This is a genomic window from Bradyrhizobium sp. USDA 3311, from assembly GCF_054062495.1.
The window spans coordinates 9,156,075-9,175,108 of the sequence record NZ_JBSSFI010000001.1; the positions used below are offsets into that span (position 1 = coordinate 9,156,075).

Annotated in this window: 16 protein-coding genes and 3 pseudogenes; 6 read left to right on the forward strand and 13 right to left on the reverse strand. The window is 58.4% G+C overall.

Annotated elements, in window-relative coordinates; all coding sequences use genetic code 11:
- The first annotated feature begins 394 nt into the window (after positions 1 to 394).
- The 3 genes from trpD to ACVWW6_RS43520 all read left to right on the forward strand — a co-directional run bounded on the left by trpD (position 395) and on the right by ACVWW6_RS43520 (position 2,925).
- On the forward strand, positions 395 to 1,408 hold the full coding sequence (gene trpD, locus ACVWW6_RS43510) for an anthranilate phosphoribosyltransferase (protein ID WP_456682956.1): 1,014 nt from the start codon (positions 395 to 397) through the stop codon (positions 1,406 to 1,408).
- A 258-nt stretch (positions 1,409 to 1,666) separates the two neighbouring features.
- Entirely contained in the window at positions 1,667 to 1,852 is a 186-nt protein-coding gene (locus ACVWW6_RS43515) for a hypothetical protein (protein WP_097668530.1), read from the forward strand.
- 809 nt (positions 1,853 to 2,661) lie between these two features.
- The gene (locus ACVWW6_RS43520) at positions 2,662 to 2,925 is read left to right on the forward strand and encodes a hypothetical protein (RefSeq protein ID WP_161536454.1); all 264 of its coding nucleotides are present in this window, start codon (positions 2,662 to 2,664) and stop codon (positions 2,923 to 2,925) included.
- Between the two features lie 329 nt (positions 2,926 to 3,254).
- Here ACVWW6_RS43520 and ACVWW6_RS43525 read toward each other — a convergent pair.
- Positions 3,255 to 3,480 (reverse strand): annotated as a pseudogene (locus tag ACVWW6_RS43525) (AMP-binding protein); the annotation flags it as partial.
- A gap of 177 nt (positions 3,481 to 3,657) precedes the next feature.
- Here ACVWW6_RS43525 and ACVWW6_RS43530 point away from each other — a divergent pair.
- Both ACVWW6_RS43530 and ACVWW6_RS43535 read left to right on the forward strand, forming a co-directional pair.
- Positions 3,658 to 4,041 (forward strand): IS630 transposase-related protein, encoded by a 384-nt coding sequence (locus ACVWW6_RS43530; RefSeq protein WP_161536456.1) that lies wholly within the window; start codon positions 3,658 to 3,660, stop codon positions 4,039 to 4,041.
- 89 nt (positions 4,042 to 4,130) lie between these two features.
- A pseudogene (locus ACVWW6_RS43535) lies at positions 4,131 to 4,600 on the forward strand (IS630 family transposase).
- A 234-nt stretch (positions 4,601 to 4,834) separates the two neighbouring features.
- Here ACVWW6_RS43535 and ACVWW6_RS43540 read toward each other — a convergent pair.
- Positions 4,835 to 4,975, reverse strand: coding sequence for a hypothetical protein (locus tag ACVWW6_RS43540; protein ID WP_179879907.1), 141 nt, complete (start codon positions 4,973 to 4,975; stop codon positions 4,835 to 4,837).
- Positions 4,976 to 5,166: 191 nt separating this feature from the next.
- Between ACVWW6_RS43540 and ACVWW6_RS43545 the strand changes: the two genes are divergently transcribed.
- The gene (locus ACVWW6_RS43545; RefSeq protein WP_333924391.1) at positions 5,167 to 5,442 is read left to right on the forward strand and encodes an ATP-dependent DNA ligase; all 276 of its coding nucleotides are present in this window, start codon (positions 5,167 to 5,169) and stop codon (positions 5,440 to 5,442) included.
- On the opposite strand, the pseudogene ACVWW6_RS43550 reads toward ACVWW6_RS43545, so the two are convergent.
- The 11 genes and pseudogenes from ACVWW6_RS43550 to ACVWW6_RS43600 form a co-directional block, all read right to left on the reverse strand.
- Positions 5,375 to 5,650, reverse strand: a pseudogene (locus ACVWW6_RS43550) (IS66 family transposase); the annotation flags it as partial. The gene ACVWW6_RS43545 and the pseudogene ACVWW6_RS43550 sit on opposite strands and share 68 nt — an antisense overlap.
- Positions 5,575 to 6,036 carry an IS66-like element accessory protein TnpA gene (gene tnpA / locus ACVWW6_RS43555; RefSeq protein WP_097668604.1) on the reverse strand — a complete coding sequence of 154 codons (462 nt, stop codon included), beginning with the start codon at positions 6,034 to 6,036 and terminating at the stop codon, positions 5,575 to 5,577. The gene tnpA and the pseudogene ACVWW6_RS43550, both read right to left, overlap by 76 nt.
- A gap of 428 nt (positions 6,037 to 6,464) precedes the next feature.
- Entirely contained in the window at positions 6,465 to 7,142 is a 678-nt protein-coding gene (locus ACVWW6_RS43560; protein WP_456682957.1) for a 2OG-Fe(II) oxygenase, read from the reverse strand.
- Between the two features lie 6 nt (positions 7,143 to 7,148).
- On the reverse strand, positions 7,149 to 8,237 hold the full coding sequence (locus ACVWW6_RS43565; RefSeq protein WP_456682958.1) for a GFA family protein: 1,089 nt from the start codon (positions 8,235 to 8,237) through the stop codon (positions 7,149 to 7,151).
- A 1,297-nt stretch (positions 8,238 to 9,534) separates the two neighbouring features.
- On the reverse strand, positions 9,535 to 10,377 hold the full coding sequence (locus tag ACVWW6_RS43570; RefSeq protein WP_097668526.1) for an electron transfer flavoprotein subunit beta/FixA family protein: 843 nt from the start codon (positions 10,375 to 10,377) through the stop codon (positions 9,535 to 9,537).
- A 585-nt stretch (positions 10,378 to 10,962) separates the two neighbouring features.
- The gene (gene nifA / locus ACVWW6_RS43575) at positions 10,963 to 12,786 is read right to left on the reverse strand and encodes a nif-specific transcriptional activator NifA (RefSeq protein ID WP_161536458.1); all 1,824 of its coding nucleotides are present in this window, start codon (positions 12,784 to 12,786) and stop codon (positions 10,963 to 10,965) included.
- A 182-nt stretch (positions 12,787 to 12,968) separates the two neighbouring features.
- Positions 12,969 to 13,805, reverse strand: coding sequence for an SDR family NAD(P)-dependent oxidoreductase (locus tag ACVWW6_RS43580; protein WP_097668524.1), 837 nt, complete (start codon positions 13,803 to 13,805; stop codon positions 12,969 to 12,971).
- A 627-nt stretch (positions 13,806 to 14,432) separates the two neighbouring features.
- On the reverse strand, positions 14,433 to 14,612 hold the full coding sequence (locus ACVWW6_RS43585; RefSeq protein ID WP_143279286.1) for a hypothetical protein: 180 nt from the start codon (positions 14,610 to 14,612) through the stop codon (positions 14,433 to 14,435).
- Complete coding sequence (locus ACVWW6_RS43590; protein ID WP_271575573.1) at positions 14,609 to 15,721, reverse strand: nodulation protein NodZ; 1,113 nt, start codon at positions 15,719 to 15,721, stop codon at positions 14,609 to 14,611. Before ACVWW6_RS43590 ends, ACVWW6_RS43585 begins: the two co-directional genes overlap by 4 nt.
- A 157-nt stretch (positions 15,722 to 15,878) precedes the next feature.
- On the reverse strand, positions 15,879 to 17,918 hold the full coding sequence (locus ACVWW6_RS43595) for a carbamoyltransferase family protein (RefSeq protein WP_161536460.1): 2,040 nt from the start codon (positions 17,916 to 17,918) through the stop codon (positions 15,879 to 15,881).
- A gap of 326 nt (positions 17,919 to 18,244) precedes the next feature.
- On the reverse strand, positions 18,245 to 19,033 hold the full coding sequence (locus tag ACVWW6_RS43600) for an ABC transporter permease (protein ID WP_097668520.1): 789 nt from the start codon (positions 19,031 to 19,033) through the stop codon (positions 18,245 to 18,247).
- Position 19,034: the final 1 nt, after the last annotated feature.

The window sequence follows — 19,034 nt, forward strand, 5'->3', positions numbered from 1 at the left end:
GCCGCTTCAACGCTCCACGACGGCGGCGCCGGAAAGCCATAAGGCTTTGAAGGATGCGGTGATCCGGCCGGAACACCGCGGTCAAGAGGGCGCTGCGGACGCGGCAAGCGGTCCCTAGACAGTGCCATTGGTCCCGGCGTCAAGCAAACTGCAAGTTCCAACTAGGCGGCGATCTCCTATCGACGGCACCATAAAATGAAGCTTGCCCCTCACGTAGCGTCAGGTTGTAGCCTCGCCAAGGTGCGCACACTCAACCGACTGCCGCCTCAAGCGTCAATGAGACCATGCCCCGTGTGGCGGGCAGCTGCATCAAGGCAACCGGTGCCAGGTCTCTTCAACGATGCTTCGTTGAACGGAAGAGCGCGAGGCTTGGACAAGGAACGTGTAAAGTTCGATGGAAGCGCTTAGATCAATCATCGGCAAAGTTGCCACCGGCGCCACTCTGACGCGTGAGGAAACTGCGTCAGCCTTCGAAAGCATGATGTCGGGGTACGCGACTCCCTCGCAAATCGGTGGCTTGTTGATGGGGATGCGGGTCCGGGGCGAGACGGTCGAAGAAGTCACCGGCGCCGCCTCCGCGATGCGGAATAGGATGCCGCGTGTCGAGGCGGCATGCGACCCCTTCGGTATCGCTGGCGCGAGCGACACCCTTATGTATTCGGTCAACGTGTCGACGTGTGCTTCCTTTATCGTCGCCGGGGCCGGCATTCCTGTCGCCAAGTATGCCAGCCGCGCTGCGTCTTCGGGATCAAGCACCGCAGACTTGTTGGTGCGGCTCGGCGTGAAGGTCGATCTCAAGCCTGAGGCCATTGCACGTTGTGTGCAGGAAGCCGACGTCGGCTTCATGTTTGCGGCAGCCCGTTATCCGGCGATGCAGCGCGTCGGCCAGATCCGGAACGCACTTGGAACCCACACGATCTTTAATCTGATCGAGCCTCTGTCCAATCCGGCCAGGGTAAAGCGGCAGATCGTTGGGGTGTTCTCTGCCGAATGGGTCCAGCCCCTGGCGCACGTTTTGAAGAACCTTGGGGCCCAGTCGGTATGGGTTGTTCATGGCTCGGACGGGCTCGATGAAATGACCCTCACCGGTCCAACCTTTGTTGCTGCGCTTGAGGCGGGTATAGTCCGCACCTTCGAAGTGACGCCGGAAGAAGCCGGGCTCCCCCGCTGCCGCAACGACGCGCTGGAGAGCAGCGATGCCGAGGCTAATGCCGTTGCACTGCAAAATGCGCTTGATGGCGTACCAGGTCGATTTCGCGACGCTGCGCTTTTGAACGCAGCGGCGGCATTGGTCGTGGCCGGGCGGGCCTCGACCCTGCAGGAAGGCGTAGCACTTGGACAAGAATCACTTGATCGCGGCGCCGCAGCCGCTCGACTGAAGCGCCTGATCGCGGTTTCGAACGCGTGACAGCTAGGCTGGCCGATGTCCCAGTATTCCGACCAAGACTGCGGCTCACGAGCGCGACGATATTGCAGCCGCGAATGCGCTCACGTCTGTGGGATTTCAAGGAGCGTGCGCCGCCTGCACTCGCCCCGCCGACCAAAGCAATTCGCGCCGAGCACGCGGCCCGAGAGCCAATTTTTTTTATCGAAGAGCCTGTTGCAGCCGGGGTTGCCGAGGTGAGCCCCCGACGAAGCGCGCGCTGCGCTCCGAAGGAGAAAATCGATGATGTCCCGGCAGAATATTGAAGCACTCGGATCTATTGCAATGATAGAACACATCATTCGGAAGTTTCGGGAATTGATCGATACAGATAGCTCGATCCCGCCGGAGCTGCGGGGTGCGCTGCACGCGACGCTCGATAAGCATCTTCTCGAGGCAAAAAAGCGTGTTCTCCTAAAAGTGCCTTAGGTGCGCCGCTGCCGTCTACGTGCGGAGAAACTCTGGCAGGCGCGCACCGGTACCGCAATCGGCATCATCGCATCCGCACGGGGGCCCAGCGAGGCTCCAGCCCAGCCGGTCGGATCGCGACCACGACTCCATGTGCACTTCGCCGGCCGCTCAGCGTGGTTTCCTGCTTGAGAAGGGTCCTATTGTGCGGCAATTCTCAGTTGGCCGCTGGATCGCTGATCCGGCCTACACGGCGAAATATTGCACGTCCGTCGGGTCATGATGGTAGCTAATCCAGCGGACACCAACGAAATGACGAACTCTCTTGACGCAAATTGCAGCGCTGAATGCTTGCGACACCAGACCGGCCGATCCGGCAGCCCGAGAGCTTGGCCATGTTCTCACAGGCTGCCAAAAAAGCTTGAATCTGACGTAACGTTAAATTGTACGGTCTTGAGGTTGGCACCTATCTTGGTCTGCCGCCGGGATTATGAAGGATTGCGAATGTCTCAGCAGGTCAGATCCACGACCCGATGGCGCTACGGCTCGCTCGTAGCTTTGAATGCTTAGGCATTCAGGAACCGAAACTATGGGGCTAACCTGAGCCGAGCCACCAGAGAGCCGCGCGACACCGCGCCAAAATCAGTTCGCCGAACCGGTTTTGCGCTCTGTTCAAACTACTTTCCCGTGGCTGGCTAGGCATTTCCATGGCGCAAAGGTGCGGCTGACGGCGGGCCTCCGCAGGTTTCCTAAGATCCTGAGCTGCGAGTGCCGCTCCGCGTGATCCCGCGGCATCGGAAGATATTGCTTGGCATTATGGAGCATCCAAGTTGAAAGAGCCCGACGGCGTCAAGAAGGTCCTGTTAATCGACCATATTGAAGGCCAATGCCGTTGCATCATCGGCTTCAAAGATGGAGATGCCAGAGCGGCCTATATGTGCGGCGAGCCTGTATATCAAGGACGCGGCAAGAAACTATCTTCGTGGTGTGCCTATCACTACCGACAGATGCACACGACCGTCGCCGAGCAGAACAGAGTGAGCGATCAATCGCCCGAGATCCCTCAAGCAATATCCATTGTTCGCAGCCAATGACAACCATCCAGAACCAAGTCCTGCCAAGGCGGTGCGATCATAGCCTGTACGAAGGCCAACCGAAGCATACGAGCGGGAGCTCGAACAAGCATTTCGGGGTTGCGACTGAAGCGCATCGGGACAATCGTGCTGTGCGGACCTGATGCGCATGGATAACAAGTTGGATCGCTGCATACTGATCGAGCGCGTCATTGCTGGCCTGGGCTTGCATCATGGCTGGCACCAGGGCTGCCAGCGTCGACCGGCCCCGCTCGAATGCATTAAGCGTGGTCTCCGGCATAAAGTGGGTGTGGAGCACCTTGTCGAGCGCTTTGACAAAATGAAAAGTGCTCGGCGGCCGCACGGCGCCAATTCAATGATACGAGGATTGCGCCGAGCCTCGCAGCAGGCATAGAGCAACGCCAGATAATCAGGTCTGTTGAGGCTGACGATCGCGATCCGGTCTCCCCTCTGGACGCCGAGCTGGCTCTTGAAGGCGCGGGCGATCCGCTCGATCTGTCGATTGAGGCCGGCGTAGCTGAGAGTCTGCCCCTGACTATATTTAAATCGCTCAATTCATCCGAACTTGCCCAAGCTTTCGATCGCGCGCTGGAAAGCGGTACCCTGAGGACGTGAGGTGAATGTCTGCTTCGTCTCGCTAGAGCATTTTCCGACCGGAATGAATCGGGTGGGGATTCCCAAAGCGGCGCGAGTCAGATTCAAGCTGCATGCTGGCGAGGGAGGCCAGCATGTATGGCCAGGGCGCTTTCGGTTGATCTTCGCCAAAGGGTGGTAGCAGCGATTGACGGTGGCATGTCCTGTCGACAGGCTGCCGAGCGCTTTGGTGTCAGCGCGGCCAGCGCGATCCGCTGGCGCGGTCGCCTCAAGGAAGTTGGCGACATCGTTCCTAAACGCCAGGGCGGTGACCGCAAATCGCAGCGCATCGAAGCGCATTCGCAATTGATTCTGGAGGCGGTGAACGCGAAGCCGGATATCACGCTCGCCGAGTTGCGAGAACTGTTGAAACGTCGTGGAATATCGACTGGCATCGCGTCGCTCTGGCGTTTTTTCCAGCGCAGAAAGATCACACTTAAAAAAAGACAGCGCACACCGCCGAGCAACGGCGCGGCGATATAAATGCCGCGCGCGAGGAGTGGTTCGAAGGGCAAATCGATCTTGACCCTGAGCGTCTCGTTTTCATCGACGAAACCAGCGCCAACACCAAAATGGCGCGGCTTCACGGGCGCTCGCCACGCGGCGAGCGATGTCGTGCAGCTATCCCACACGGACATTGGAAGACGACGACATTCACCGCTGGATTGCGCTCCGACGGTCTGATCGCGCCGCTTGTTCTGGACGGCCCAATGGATGGCGACGCTTTCCTGGCCTACGTCGAGCAATTGCTCACTCGCTGCGGCCGGGCGATACCGTTATCATGGACAACTTGCCCGCTCACAAGGTCCATGGCGTTCGAGAGGCCATCCAGGCGGTCGGAGCAAGCCTGCTCTATCTTCCGCCCTATAGTCCAGACTTCAACCCCATCGAAATGGCCTTCTCTAGATTGAAGACGCTGTTGCGGGCCGCGGCAGCGCGCACCATGCCCGATCTCTGGCAAGCAATCGCCGACGCTCTCAAACGCTTCTCACCCGAGGAATGTCACAATTATCTCGTCGCGGCTGGTTACGACGCAACGTGATTGGAAAATGCTCTAGAGCTCTGTCAGCCCCAATCGCGACCACCTTTAAGTCGCTCCTGAAGTGCCGGCCGATCGGCGATTAGGTGCTCGAGGTGCAGCGGTTCATCGTCTTGCCGCTCGCCCTGCGCCGCTCCTGGCGAGCCGAACCGAAGCGCACTTCGAGATGTGGCGCCAGTCTCGAGACTTCCACGCGTGGAAGGACCGGATGCACGACGAGAAGCTACCGCTCCCGACCTAGCCGACCAGCGGCCAGGCGCACTGCTTCTGCGGCGAGCCGATCACCAACAATAGCGTCAGCCGGCACGTCCAGGCGGCGCACAGCGGCATCGGAGACCGGACACGCAAATCCGACGAGCGTGCATAGATCCCGGCCATGCCGAAGGATTTGTTCTGCTTACCAACGGCCCGGAACGTGGTGCCGGCTGGCCCTGATTGGATCCACGAAGTGAAGTACGAAGGCTACCGGCTCCGCGTCGAGCGGGACGGCGACCGCGTGCGGCTGGCGCTTGAAGAGTGGGCTCGACTGGACCAGCCGGTATCCCTGGATCGTCGAGACGGCGCGGAAGATGCGCCAGCAGCAATTCATCCTTGACGGCGAGGCCGTCGTGCTCGGAGTCGACGGGTTATCGGACTTCGACGCGCTCCAGTCGCGCCGGCACGATGACGAGGTTCAGCTCTACGCCTTCGACTGCCTCGCGCTCGGCGGCGATGGCCTGTCCCGCCTGCCCCTGTTCATGCGCAAGACCACCCTGGCGCAGCTCGAAAAGGATCCACAGCGCCATCCGTGGTCAGGCAAATCCTTCCGTCATGGACAAAACGAGCAAAGCCATCCCATCGGTTGAGCAGATAATTGATCGGCTTGATCACGTTTGACGAACGCGAGAGCCGGGCGGATTCCGCCCGTAGCCAAGCCTCAAAATCGCTCAGCAGCGGCGCGCTTCTGTCTTGGCGGACCCGCAGCCGCTCCTCGGCATTCAACCCATGGATCTCGCGCTCGATCTCGAACAGCTGGTCAATTCGAGGCACCGCTTCCAGCGCAATGGGCGAGATCGCCGCCGCCGAAGCGCCTCAACGTCGACGCCCGCATCGACAATGACGCGCCGCCCGCCAGCCAGCTCGATCTCGATCCGACGCTCCGTCGAGTGTGCTGTCGCGCTCTCCGATGAAGCCGCCACCGACGCCACAGGCCCATCCTCGGCCACAACTGCCCTGACAAAGCCAGCCTCGGATTTGGTCCGCTCCGCCGCGAAGGCTCTTCGCCAAGTCACCAGCAGAGAACGCGACAAGCCGTATCGCCGCGCTGTCGCCGCAACCAGCCGCGGCTCGGACAGGCTCTCCAAAACAATCCGCGCCTTCTCCTCCTCAGACCAACGCCGCCGCCGGCCCGTCTCCACCACTTCCAGTCGATTCAGCGCACTGATCGTATGGCTGTCCATACGTACAGTTCTCAACCATCAAGCCAGCCCGTCGCAAGGCGTCTTTCCTCGGAGGCTTACCCTGCGCCAACGGCGTAAGGCAGCGCAACGCGCAAGACGGCCTCCCCGGCCTCTAATCAGCGCTCGTGTCAAGTCTACCAAAACAACTCCGCAATCATGGCCGTTCTGCTGCCGGGCTATGCGGGGCGGTTGCACGCGGGAACCGAGACGGGCGGCGAGCTGGACGGCGCTGTTGCGAGACCCAGCGGAGTTACTCTTCCGAGCGGCTTTAGCCGGCGACCTTTCGTTGGGCTTTAAAAGAAAAGTCTATGTCCCACAGCGACAAAGACCCAACCTGTTCTTTCACAAGATGGCCGAGCTACCAACCTCATCTTCTGATGAGCTCACCCGATACCCAACTCATTCAAAGGCCATTTCAACCACCTCAATCACAGGCCACCGGTAGGGCTTACGACGACCCGGCGGTTCGCGCCGGTGCGTTTTGAACAGAAGTAGACCAACGATCGGCGCTCCCCGGTCAGCACAGGCTTCACCTCATGTCGGAGCCTACATGTGGTGACAAGCACGGCGCCAAAGGGCGGTCGGAATACCTGCTGTTCGTATCCGCTTGGATATACCACGAACTCCCCCCCATCGAAGTCTCTCGCGAGCTGCACAATCACCGAGTACTCGAAATCCGGGTCGCTCGCCGCATCCCGATGCATGCCAACAAAGGAACCAGGTGGCATACGATGCATTTGGCATCGGCGAATCACGTAATCTGACGATGCCCCCAAGATCTTTCTTACCGCGACTCTGCGGTCTTTCCTTTCAAGTAGTTCCATGATCTGCCCTGGAGCTGCACCACTCGCGTTGCTAGGAGCGCGGCCGGGCGGGTCTACCCTCACGCGTTTGACAAAGACATGGTGCGAGTCGCCGGCATCTCCTTCCCGCACTTCTTCTTCGGGAATCTCAGCCTGCAGCTGATCGATCCTGGCCAAGTCATCTTGGGTGAACAATATCTGGGGGCCGATCACGACCGTCCCCTTCACCAACAGCTCTATGCGGTATTTTGTCAGAGCTTCTTCTGAAAGCAGACGGGATTTATCATTCATTGCGCGCGCCATTCTAGTTCACTCCAGGGCTTCAATCTTCGAGGCAGGGCTACCGGGTCCTGGCGCATATAGCGGAATGCTTGCTCCCAATGCTCGCCATCGAACTCGTTTATTCTTATGCATTCGATTATCCAGGCATCGAATATTTACGGCTGAATCCGGAAGGGTTCGACTGCGGCCTATAGAATGGCTTTGGGCCACAAAGCCGGCAAAACGTGTGCCGAGCGATGTTCTTGTTGAACTGGTACGCAGTGAGGAATTCTTCGCCGCACTTAATGCCGAGCCTATCGCCAGGTACGAGCAAGTGCAGAAATCCAGACATTTGGCAGATTGAGCAATTGCATCGAACTGCAGAAGCTCTCGTGGCGCTCGGACGCAGAACTTGACAGAACCACAATGACAACGGCCATGGTGTTCGATCTCCGAGTGACCATCTCCCTCACGTGAGACGATTCGGAGCAGATCGCGGCACCACAGTAAGCTGAGCCGATAGGCTCGATCGAATTCATTCAAAAAGCGACCATTAAAGTCTGCCGGGACAAGTTCGCCAAGCAGCCGGCTTGTCATTTCTCTGTGATACTTCTCCGCGGGATCTTCTCCGCGGACATGGCTGCGGAAATTCTCAAGATCGTCAGACCGCGCCTCAAAGGTTTTTACCAAAGTGGTCCGCCGCGACTGGATCATGTCCGCAGCGTGTAGCTCAAAACCGACCATGTAGGCGCAACCCACTAGGGGGTCTTTCGATGACAATCCGGCATAGAGAGAATACAGGCACCGCTTCGTCGTGGCACTGTAGTTGGTCCGCACTGCTCTGCCGAGTAGTCGCGAAGCATTCTGTCTAAAGAGGTTTGAGTGGAAGTTTTCAATGACCGGAATATCGGGTAGCGCTGCCTTGCCGCCCTGGGGAACTCGGCGATAACCACCCCTCTCATCCCAACAGTTAAAATTTGCGACCATGCTGGTCAGTTCAATGTCCCTCGCACGATCTCGATTGTGATGCATTGCATCGAATATGAGATCCCTTTGCGACTCTGCCTGCAGGTACGAGAACGCCTGTGACATCGCCAGGTATTCAGGCATCAGGATAGCGACCTGGTCTTCGGACATCTCCACATCGAACGGGTGCGGGCCGAACAGGGCTCGCGCTTGCTCAGTCAAATACTCGCAGCATATCTGCGGAGGCTGATCCGGTGGAAATCGAGACGCTTGAGATGTCATTTGACCTATGGCGATGAGGAGAGAACGAAGCCACTTCGTGTCCGGACCGGCTATTGGCCGCCGCGGAGATCTGCAACTTCGTTGGTTCGATGGTCGTATGATCGCGTTCACCATCGAGGCGAACTTCCTCGTGCCGACGTTCACGTACCAGACAGCGGCATGCTCAATCCTGCTCACGCGATGTCCACCAAATTGAGCGGCGGCGATCCAGTCGGATTCCGGACCATGAGCAGTCCGATGCCGTGAATACCCGGCACGGCTAGCAATCGCTTGTAGAGTCATGGTGAGATCTTGCCAGCGCACGCCATCGGGAAGCTAACGTCACTGCGCGAGTCGCCCGGGCGCTTCCAGCTTTCGCGATCTGTCGTGGATGAATCAAGCCCTCGCGGTTGCTGCTCCTGCCAGTTCATCGAACGGCTATGACCTACGTACAACATTGCAAGGATCAATCCGCATCTACCTGGCGCTTGACGCCTTTGGCCGCAAGCTGCGCGAAATGCCGGCTGCTGGGCGGCACGAGCGTCTCAAAGAGACCGCCGCTAGTTTTCGCGTTGCGAGCGCCGCCATATTGTGTTCTTGCACGTTTACAGCAATCACCGTGCCAAAACCGTGCACTCGCCCCATAAGGTTATGAGTGCGTTGACGAAACGCTGGCGACCGACTCCTCATTGCAAGTGTATTGAACCTGACAGGACTTGCACGGCCCTCGGAAACCAAACAGCGAAGAGCCAGCGGCCACTCACAATGGGTATAGGGCTGTTGAATTGCGAACATTGCTCAAAAGGCGACACATAGGTGGGCTTTGCGCCCTGAACCGCGCGACAGCACTTTGGGCGTTCAAGCGGCATCGCGCTAGCATGGTGATCCTAGTCGCTGACGTGTTCCGTCTTCGTTCGTAACAACTACGCGCGAAGCAGTCGTCGAATACGACCACACAGTGGGGGTCTGGACGCATGCGCAGCCCTTAGTCGATGCGCCTGATCGCAGCCAACTCGGGGCATCGATCGGTCTACGGAACATGCAGTCCCGGGTGATCGCGAGCGATCGAAGAACGCCATAGACCAGAATGCGCAGGTCGCGGGCTGAGATGCGTACTACATCTTGCGCGCTCTCACTGGACGGTGCCTCTTGCCCTTGGTACATCCTCGGACCGTTTCCGATCTTATCGTTGCCAGGGCTCTCCAGATCACGCGTCACGGACAAGTGCCGCAAGATCGGTTTCGAGCTTCGGTTGATACTTGAAAATTGCGTCTATCAACGCCTGTGCCGGTTGCTCGGCGGCCTCAACCAACGTTGCCTTCTCAGCCCGCGCAGAGGGAGCGAACACTCGTTTGACGACGGTCGGCGAGCCCTTGAGGCCGCATTTGGAGACGTCTTCGACACCGGCATCGTGCGCGCTCCATTTCACGATTTGGGCACGCGCGGCACGCAAGGCATCCGCCATCGCGCCGCGCCGAATCTGATTCGTTGCCTCCAGCATGGTGATGAGACAGGGCAGCCTCGTGTGCAGCACCTGGACACCACCTTCGGAGCGTCGTTCCGCTTCAATTGTATGGGCGGCGAGATCTAAGGATCTGACCTTGGCAACGTAGGTTAGCTGCAGTACGCCAAGCCGCTTTGCGATGCCGGGCCCAACCTGCGCGGTATCGCCGTCGATGGTCTGCTTTCCCGTGAAGATAAGGTTGGTCGGGCCGTATTCCTTACCAATTTTTCGGATGGCTGTTGCAAGTGCATACGTTGTGGCCAGGGTGTCGGAGCCCGCAAAACAGCGATCGGTGAGGAGTACGGCGCGATCGGCGCCATAAGTCAGCGCCTTTCGCAAGGAATCTTCCGCCGATGGCGGCCCCATTGTAAGCACGGTAATTTCGCCGCCGAACCGATCGCGAAGCTCCAGCGCGGCCTCGAGTGCGAAGAGGTCATATGGATTGATGATGGTCGGCACTCCCTGACGCATGATCGTATTGGTCACGGGGTGCACGCGGATCTGCGCCGAGTCCGGAACCTGTTTGATGCAAACGACATTGTGCACGGAGTTGCTCCAAAAAGTTGCGACAGCTGCGAAGAGAACAGCAAGTGTTGTACCATCGCCATCCTTTTGAAATCGGCTTGCCATCACAGTGGCTAGAGCGGGTAATGCGCCCCTCTAGCCCGCTCTTCCTGACGAACGAATGCTGACACAAGTCGGGGCTGCGACAGCGCTGTTCCGCAGGGCACGCCAGCCGAGTGACGCCAGGACGGCTTGCGACAGACTACCGCCGCTAATCACGAGCGGGCGGCGGACCGGTTGACGGTCAATGAGAATTGCCGCTAGTCCGGCTTGATGGACGAATACGCGTGATAGCTCGTCTGATGTCGAGCAATTGACGGTTCACGCTTGCAGACCGAAGGTGACGCTCTGTATGTCGTGGCGCGCAAATCCATCTCTCACCGAACCAGGTGAGCTTGCTTGCGACAGCAGTCTCGGAAGCGAGCGGAGCGGTTTCGGTCGTGGCCAAGTCGCCGCCGAGGGCGGACCCGTTCCTTTAAGATTGCAATGAGATTGGCCACCGGAGATCGTCCTCACATAGCTATTTGGCTCAACTGTGATAGTAAAGGTTCCGGCCGATTTTGTCGTTCAGAACCGCTTTATTTCGATTCCGTATTTCCTCAGCGCGTAGCCGATCTGGCGTGGCGTTAGTCCGAGCAGGCGCGCTGCCTTTGCCTGCACCCAGCCAGATTTTTCCATGGCCGCAATGACCCGTTCGCGATCGGCCATCTTCGCGCCGCTTACGAGAACTGTGCCGGGAGGAGCCAGTGAGGTCAGTTCGCTGCCGACGGACGGGACCGGCGGGGTCGCTTCAGCTAGCGGAATGATGGACTTTCCGGGCACCGGCGGGATGGGTGCCGGCTGGTCTGGCCTCCCGTCCGATGTACTTTTCCACAGCATCGCGGAAAGGCACTGGGCCTGGTGGCATGCAAAGTCAGTTCTTACGATCGATGATCCGGCGCACAGCGTCGCTGTCCGCTCGATGCAGTTTTCGAGTTCGCGGACATTTCCCGGAAAGCCGCACTTCATCAGAACATCGATCGCACTCGCCTCCAAGGTCAGCGTACGGCCGTTCTCGTTGTTGAACTTTCTGAGGAACTCGCTGGCAAGCAGCGGAATATCACTGCGTCTTTCGCGCAGCGGTGGCAACAGCAAGGGAACTACGCTGATGCGATAGTAAAGGTCCGCGCGGAACTCACTCCGTGCCACGGCCTCTTCAAGGTTCCTGTTGGTCGCAGCTATGACTCGAACATCGACCTTAATCGTCTGGTTGCTGCCGACGCGCTCGAACTCCTGCTCTTGCAGGACGCGCAGCAACTTCGCTTGGAACGGAGCTGAAATCTCGCCGATCTCGTCAAGAAATAGCGTTCCTTTGTCAGCAAGTTCGAAGCGTCCCTTGCGCGAACTGAACGCACCGGTAAAGGCACCTTTCTCATGGCCAAATAATTCCGATTCCAGGACGGTCTCAGGAAGCGCCGCGCAATTCAGCTTAACGAACGGCCGCTTGGCGCGGGACGACGATTCGTGAATGGCCTTGGCTACGAGTTCCTTCCCGGTACCGGATTCGCCACGCAACAGAACCGTGCTTTTCGATTTGGCTACAACCGCAATCTTCTCGAGCAGCCCGCGCAGCGCCGGGCTGTCGCCAATGATCCCATGGACGTGTAGCTTCTTGCGCTCTCGAGCGGGCTGCCTGAGGTCAAATATCTGCTTTTGTAGACGGTCTTTCTCCGCCACCAGTGGTTCGCGATCGCAGGCGAACACGCGGTCTAACTTCACTGTTTGTCCCACGAGGTTGGCGATCATGGCGAGCAGCCGCGCATCGTAATCGATGCGGAGGCTTGACCTATCGTCGCGGATACGGTCGATCGTCAGAGTACCCACAACCTTCGGACCAATGCGAATCGGAACCCCGATGAACGACACTGGCATATTATCGGATGCGCCGAGCACTTCCCGGTCGTCAGCGCTGAATGCCGGCTCGGCGGCCACGTCCTCGGCGACAAGAGGCCTGTCTGTCGCGACGATCTGATCGATTGCCTTCCGTGGCAGGCGCATCCGGTAACGTTCGTCGCTGCCTTCGCTCCAGCCGGCGCCCACTGTAATGTCCGGCATGCCGTCATCGTCGAACAGTGAGACGATGCCGTGTCGCATCTGCACAAACGATTGCAGAAGATCAACAACGTTTGCCAATGTGACTTCGAGCGGACAAGGAGCCGTGAGTATTTTCGATATTTCGAAGATGCCGGCCAACGCACTCTCACGCAACGGCTCCCCCGAGAGCTTATGCTCCGGCTCAAGTTGCGAGGCAGGTCTTTCGAGTGAGGAAGGGATATCCAGCATGAGGCGGCCTCCGTTGTCTTGATGATCCTCCGTAGCACCTTGTTCGGGTTTGCGAGGTTCGTTTTGCATGTCACTCTCGATCTAGTTCCAAGTGTTGACGAGATGACACAGAACCGTAACACCTTTTCATGGCACGACGGTAAACTTACAGTGTGCCTTTTTCCTTTTGCGGAATGTGTGCGCGTCGTCAGCGGAGAGCATAAGTACCGCTGCTGCAGCTCAAGTCACTGCGGCGCCAAGGCTTGGCCAATTCACAGATGTTGCCCACCATCGATCGGCACCTCGGCCCCCGTGACATAGCTCGCCGCATCCGAGCACAGGAAGAAGATGACCTTGGCAACTTCATCCGGGGTTCCCACTCTGCGCAAGGGGATGTTTGGCACGAGACGCGCTTCTGTGTCGGGCGATAACATGTCCGTCCTGATTTCGCCGGGCGCGATCGCATTCACGCGAATGCCATGCGGCGCATAATCATGGGCCATTTCGCGTGTGAGGCTTGCAAGCGCAGCTTTTGAGGTCGCATAGGCACTGCCGGCAAACGGGTGCACCCGCGAGCCCGCGATCGAAGTCACATTCACGATCGATCCTGACGCGGCTCTTAGCTCGTCAAACAAACCCTGCGCCAGCATGATCGGGGCCACCAGATTGAGATGGAACACGCTCATCCAGGTCTCGGTTGAAGTCGTCAACGACGTCATCCGATCGCCAGTGGGCGTTTTCGGCGAGACACCAGCATTATTCACCAGCGCGTGCAAAGGAGCACCTGCCAAGCGCTTCTTGACCTCGCTGATCGCGCGCGGCAGCATTCGATGATTGCTCAGGTCGATCTGAACATGATCCTCGTTCCCTGCCTCCCAGGGGCATCGCTTGCTGTCGAACGGTTGGCGCGCGCAAGAAATGATGCGCCAGCCCGCCTCCGAAAACAGCTTGGCAGTGGCATGGCCAATTCCGCGCGATGCCCCGGTCAGCAACATCGCCTTCTGTTCTCCGCGATGAATACGGGCATTATCGGCGTGAAAGAGGCAACCCAGGTGTGTTTCGGGCAGCTGACCTCTGATCAGATCGTCATTCGGCAGATCGAGACCCACGCCCGCCTCCTCTCCTATTGCGTCGGCGCACGCGTAGCAGAATTTGCGCCACTGCGATGCACGCAAATCAACTCCGTTTTTGCGTCCTAATGTCGCGCACGCGGAATGCTTGGTGGGTTCAAGACACCGTGCGTGTGCTCTGCGACAACGATGGTGCATTACCTACGTAATGTCACGAGCACACTCGCCTGCGTCAAGACGAGGGTGCAGCCGCGCTCTCTTTCCTGATCGCGCAACCGAGGAGCCAGCCGATGGGCACCGCCTCTCGTTGGAGGAACGATCGATCAGGATAGCGGCCCGCGGCCAGTAGCCGCGTCAACTCGAAAACTGACGTTACCAGCTTCGTGCGTCAGATTTGTCGGCAACTGATGCTGACTTTATCGCGCTCTGCTCTGCAGTGTCCGGCACTGGCACTTCGCCGGATTGGTCCTGGACCACGACCTGGCTTACTGGATGTTCAGCCCAACATAGTGGCTCTCGAGACCGCCGCTCCGCACCAGCGCGTGCCCGACCGCAACTACGGAACTCACCGGCTCTACGGAGACCCTTTCGATATGTTCGTCCGCGACCGACCACCGATTAGCTTCCACTCGCGGTCCGCGCAAGGCGAAGACGTGTTCCACCTGTTTAACGTGGCGGCAGCACGTTAGGGCCATCGTTGTCGACGTCGAGCTTCGGCGGGAGGCATTCGGTGGAGTTGTGCGACAGAGCATTACTTTGCGACAAATGCCGCCCCGAAAAAAAGTGCCAGCACTGCTGGATGCAACGAGCGGCAATCAGATCGATCAAGCGGGCAACGACTTTCATGAAGCAACGAGCTCTTGCGAGGTTTCTTCAATCAGGACCAAGCGGCTCGGATCGTTCAAATCGAATTCAATAACGCGTGGTGCGTGGAGACGAGCATAGCGCGTGAAGGCGCTCGTCGGGGGAAAACGGATCACGGTGTCGCAGCGCGCAAGAAGATACATATCAATCAGGGCGGAAAAGCCGCCCTCGGCTCCTAGCGCGGCGTTGTGCAATGGGCCGGCCTGAGGCGCCTGAAACCGTTTGGGGATCGTGAACACATCGGGAAATCTAGTCGAAACTTTCTCAAGGACGAGCGCGCTGTCCGTGCACAGGAAAGCTCTCACGGGTTTTGCGTGGGGTAACCCCCGGGCCTTATCAATCGCATCAAAGACCTGTCGCAAGGCGCGCTCCGGGTCGGCCCAGTAGGGAGTATGCCCCATAATATCTTCGCCGTTGCCATGCCGGACATGAATGCCGATTACGCTGTACGGCTCAAAGTGCTCACGGTAGACAGCATCAATCCGAGCCTGAATTTCAGGTCGTGGCTTGATGCTCCGAAAGATTTCTCGTTCGGCCTCCTGATCGCAGCGCCACATCAGGCACGCGTCACACACGACCGTGTTAGCGTCACTATCTTTCTGACTTCGCAACAATTGATCGAGTTCGTCGCGTTCCCGGAAAATCTGCTCGTCCGGACGATAGACGCAATCGATGGATGGCTTGTTCCACCATGTCGGGAAGAATGGTCCCGGAAATGAGCACTGATTGATCCTGTCGTCGCAGATTACCCGCACGCCGGCAATGTCTTGAACCGGTTCGAAGAAGACTGGAAAAGCGTTGGTGAATGGCTCATCGAGATAACAAGATCCCCGCCAATCAATGGCTAGCGTCCGTCCTGTCTGCTTTGCAAAACGCCAGGCAGCGGCCAGTGACCACAGGCAGTCGCCGAACCCCGTACGTCGCCGGGAAACTACGAACCGATCCTTCCTCGAACCGCTAAGCATCTGCATCGCCTCTTCCCGGGCTCCTGGTTGGACAAGAGACGTCATTGCAGACATCTCACGTATCATCTTGTCCGACGTCATGGTCTGAAATCGCAGTGCCGGCGAGCTGCGTCGGTAGAACTTCATAACAGCGCTCTCCTTGATGGGCCGCGTTCTCTCAACACTTTCCGTCTTTTCTTCAGCGGTGTCGCGTCCACGTGCCCGATTTCAGTCGGATGCCCGATAACCCCGTGTGCGTCGGATGGCCTGGCCCCCTCACATGCAGGTATAGGCATGGCCATGCTCATGAGTCCCGGCTATGTCTATTTTTCACTTCATTGTGGCCGCAAGCCGCGCGCGGCGGATGCAGGCGAACGCCCCGCAGCTCCCACACGAGCCGCAATTCCTTCACGAGATCTTCACGCTGGGCCTGGCTCAGCATGGTTGTGTCGAGAAGCCAGCCGAGCGACGCCTCGCCCTCGATCCGCATCAAGATCTCGAAAAGCTCATGTGAGATACGCATACTATCGTGGGCGGAATGTCCCTTGCGGATCTCGCAGACCGTTTCCTGACGATCTGGCGCTGTGTGGGAGCGAACACGATGAAGGGATGCATACGGCGGCAATGAAACGCCCAGTGCACTCCAATCCTGCAGTGATGCTGGCCGCTTCCTGACGAGGAAAGGCCCAACAACAAGTCCGTCCAGGTCAGTCGTCAAGAACGTGGTGATCGCATCTGACACGGACTCCACGATCGGCTCGGCATTGTTGTTAAATGACGTATTTAAAAGAACCGGGATGCCCGTTCGCCTCTTGAACGCATTAATTACATCCCAATAGGTGGGGTTTGTCTTGCGCGATACTGTCTGCAGCCGAGCGGTCCCATCAACGTGCGTGATCGCACCGAGCACGTTACACTTGGTTTCACGCACACGAACTACGAAGTTCATGAAGGGGAGCTGCTGCGTGCCGTCCGGGAGCTCAAAGAACTCGCTCGCATCCTCCTCCAGTACAGATGGCGCAAACGGGCGATAGCCCTCACGCTTCTTGACCATCGCGTTGATGCGGTCCTTGTTTTCCGCAGGCCGCGGGTCCGCAAGAATGCTGCGGTTACCAAGCGCACGGGGGCCGAACTCAGAGCGGCCCTGAACCCAGCCGATTACAGCGCCATTTGCCATCCAGTCTGCCGCACTGGATGCTATGTCATCACTTCGTTGAATGTCGAGGTGGCCTGACCATGCGTTGAGCTCATGCTCTACGGCTTGGTCGCTCCCGAGATCGGGCCCCCAATAAACGTCCGGCAGTCGCTCGCGTGGTGCTGGCCTGCCCAGCTCGTTCGATACCATCAATGCAGCGCCGAGTGCGCAACCGGCGTCGTGCGCCGCGGGTTGAACAAAGATGTCGTCAAATAGCCCGGAATAAAGCAGTTTACCGTTCAGCGTGCAATTATGCGCTACCCCGCCAGCCAGGCACAAGCGTGTCATGCCCGTCGCTTCACGATGGTGCCGCAGGATGTGAAACACGATCCGCTCCAGCGCTTCCTGCAGCGAAGCGCTGACATCTCGATGCTGTTGGGTGAATGGCATTCCTTTTCGCCGAACCTCGATGTTGCGGACCAGGGCCGGACCGATTCGATCCAGGTAAACGCGATAGCCACCGTTGTCCAACAACTCGTAGAACTGCGCGAAGAGCTCGCGATAGGGAGCGGGATCACCATACGGGGCAAGCCCCATCACTTTGTACTCGTCGAACAACCCGTAGCCGAGATATCGGATCGTCTCGAGATAGAACAGCCCCAGGGAATTATGTTCCGGGAAGCTTTCAAGTTGCGTAATTTCGGTGCCAGACCCCACCGCCAATAAGCCGGAGAGAAAATCGCCACCGCCGTCGATCGCAAAAACAAGACTTTGCTCGAACCCGGACATGGCAAACGCGCTCACAGCATGCGCTTCGTGGTGATTCACGAAGGAAACTCGGGACGGATCGATCTCGGCGCCGAACTCCCGTGTCAGCAGCTGCCGCAGCAACAGTTTGGCGTCCAACGGAATGGGCTGAGAAACAGAAAGGCGCTCGAGCATAGTATTGCAGTAGGCTTCAGTCGCGTAGAACGCGATACGGTCGATCTCTCCGAGCTCAACTCCTGCGGTAGAAAGGCAGTATCGGATCGAATTGCTCGGGAACTTGTTGGAGTGCTTGACGCGGTTGAGGCGCTCCTCTTCGACAGCAGCGATCACGCGGCCATCCTGCACAAGAACCGCAGCCCCATCGTGAAGAAATGTATTCGGCAGCTCCGGCGAGCTTTCATAGATTCTGTCAAGACCGCCACTCACTCCCAGGCACAACATCCCGTTCTCCATTTGATCATGACGGCAAGGCCAACTGCCGTCCCACCTACTTAATCTGTACAGTCACGCTCCGTCGGGTGCGCGGGCCAGACAGCACAACACAACTTTGCAAAGTCCGTCACGGCGCCTAGCGACAGGCGCTCAGAAATAACGGTGCTGGCGTCCGACACCGATCGACCGAACAGGCGGCCGTACACCTAACTCGATCGCGACCTCTTAAGGCCATTGCAGCATCTGCTGTGACAGACCAGGTCACTCCCGAGCTACCGCAGAAAGCATCGTGACACTGAATCGATTTGACATTCTCCGTTTTCGCTCAACTCACATCAACGCAGCAGGCGGCGCCGAAATAGTGCCGTCGACGCGAAAAAGGGCAAGACCGCGTAAACGCAGAGCGCACCGACGTGCAGCGCAGCACTGTCGGCGCCGCGCTCAAGCATCGCTGGGCGAATAAGGTCGACCGAATGTGCGAGCGGCAACAAGCCGGCGAAGTGCTGAAACGAGCCGGGCAGCTGGCTCGTCGGAAAGACCACGCCACACAAAAACACCATAGGAGTGAGGACAAGCGTCTGGTAAAACACGAAGTAATCGTAACTTGGCGCAAGAGATATGACGAGCATCGCCAGGCTGGCGAAGACAAGGCCAGTGAGAGCGATTGTTGGCATCGCATACAAAATGGATGGCCATGATGCATAACCCAGCGTAGCAGCGACGATCCCGATCGCTGTTCCGGCCAGAACGGACTTACTGGCCGCCCACACCAGTTCACCCAGAACGATATCGCCAAGCGTGAGCTGAGTAGAGAGGATTGCTTCCCAGGTGCGGCTGGCGTCCATGCGTGCAAAGGCTGCATACATGGTTTCAAAGGTCGCGGACGTCATGGCGCTGGTCGCGACCATGCCTGCCGCCAGGAACGCGATGTACGACGTCCCCTCAACGCGCCCCACGATCAGTCCAAGGCCAAAGCCGAGGCCAAACAGATTGGTTAGAGGATCTGCGAGGTTGCCAAGAATCGATGCAAGTGCGACTTTCTTCCATGCCAGGAAGTTCCGACGCCATACCGCGATCCAGTTGTACGCGTTAGCGGGCATCACCGCCGCATAACTTTCACCCATC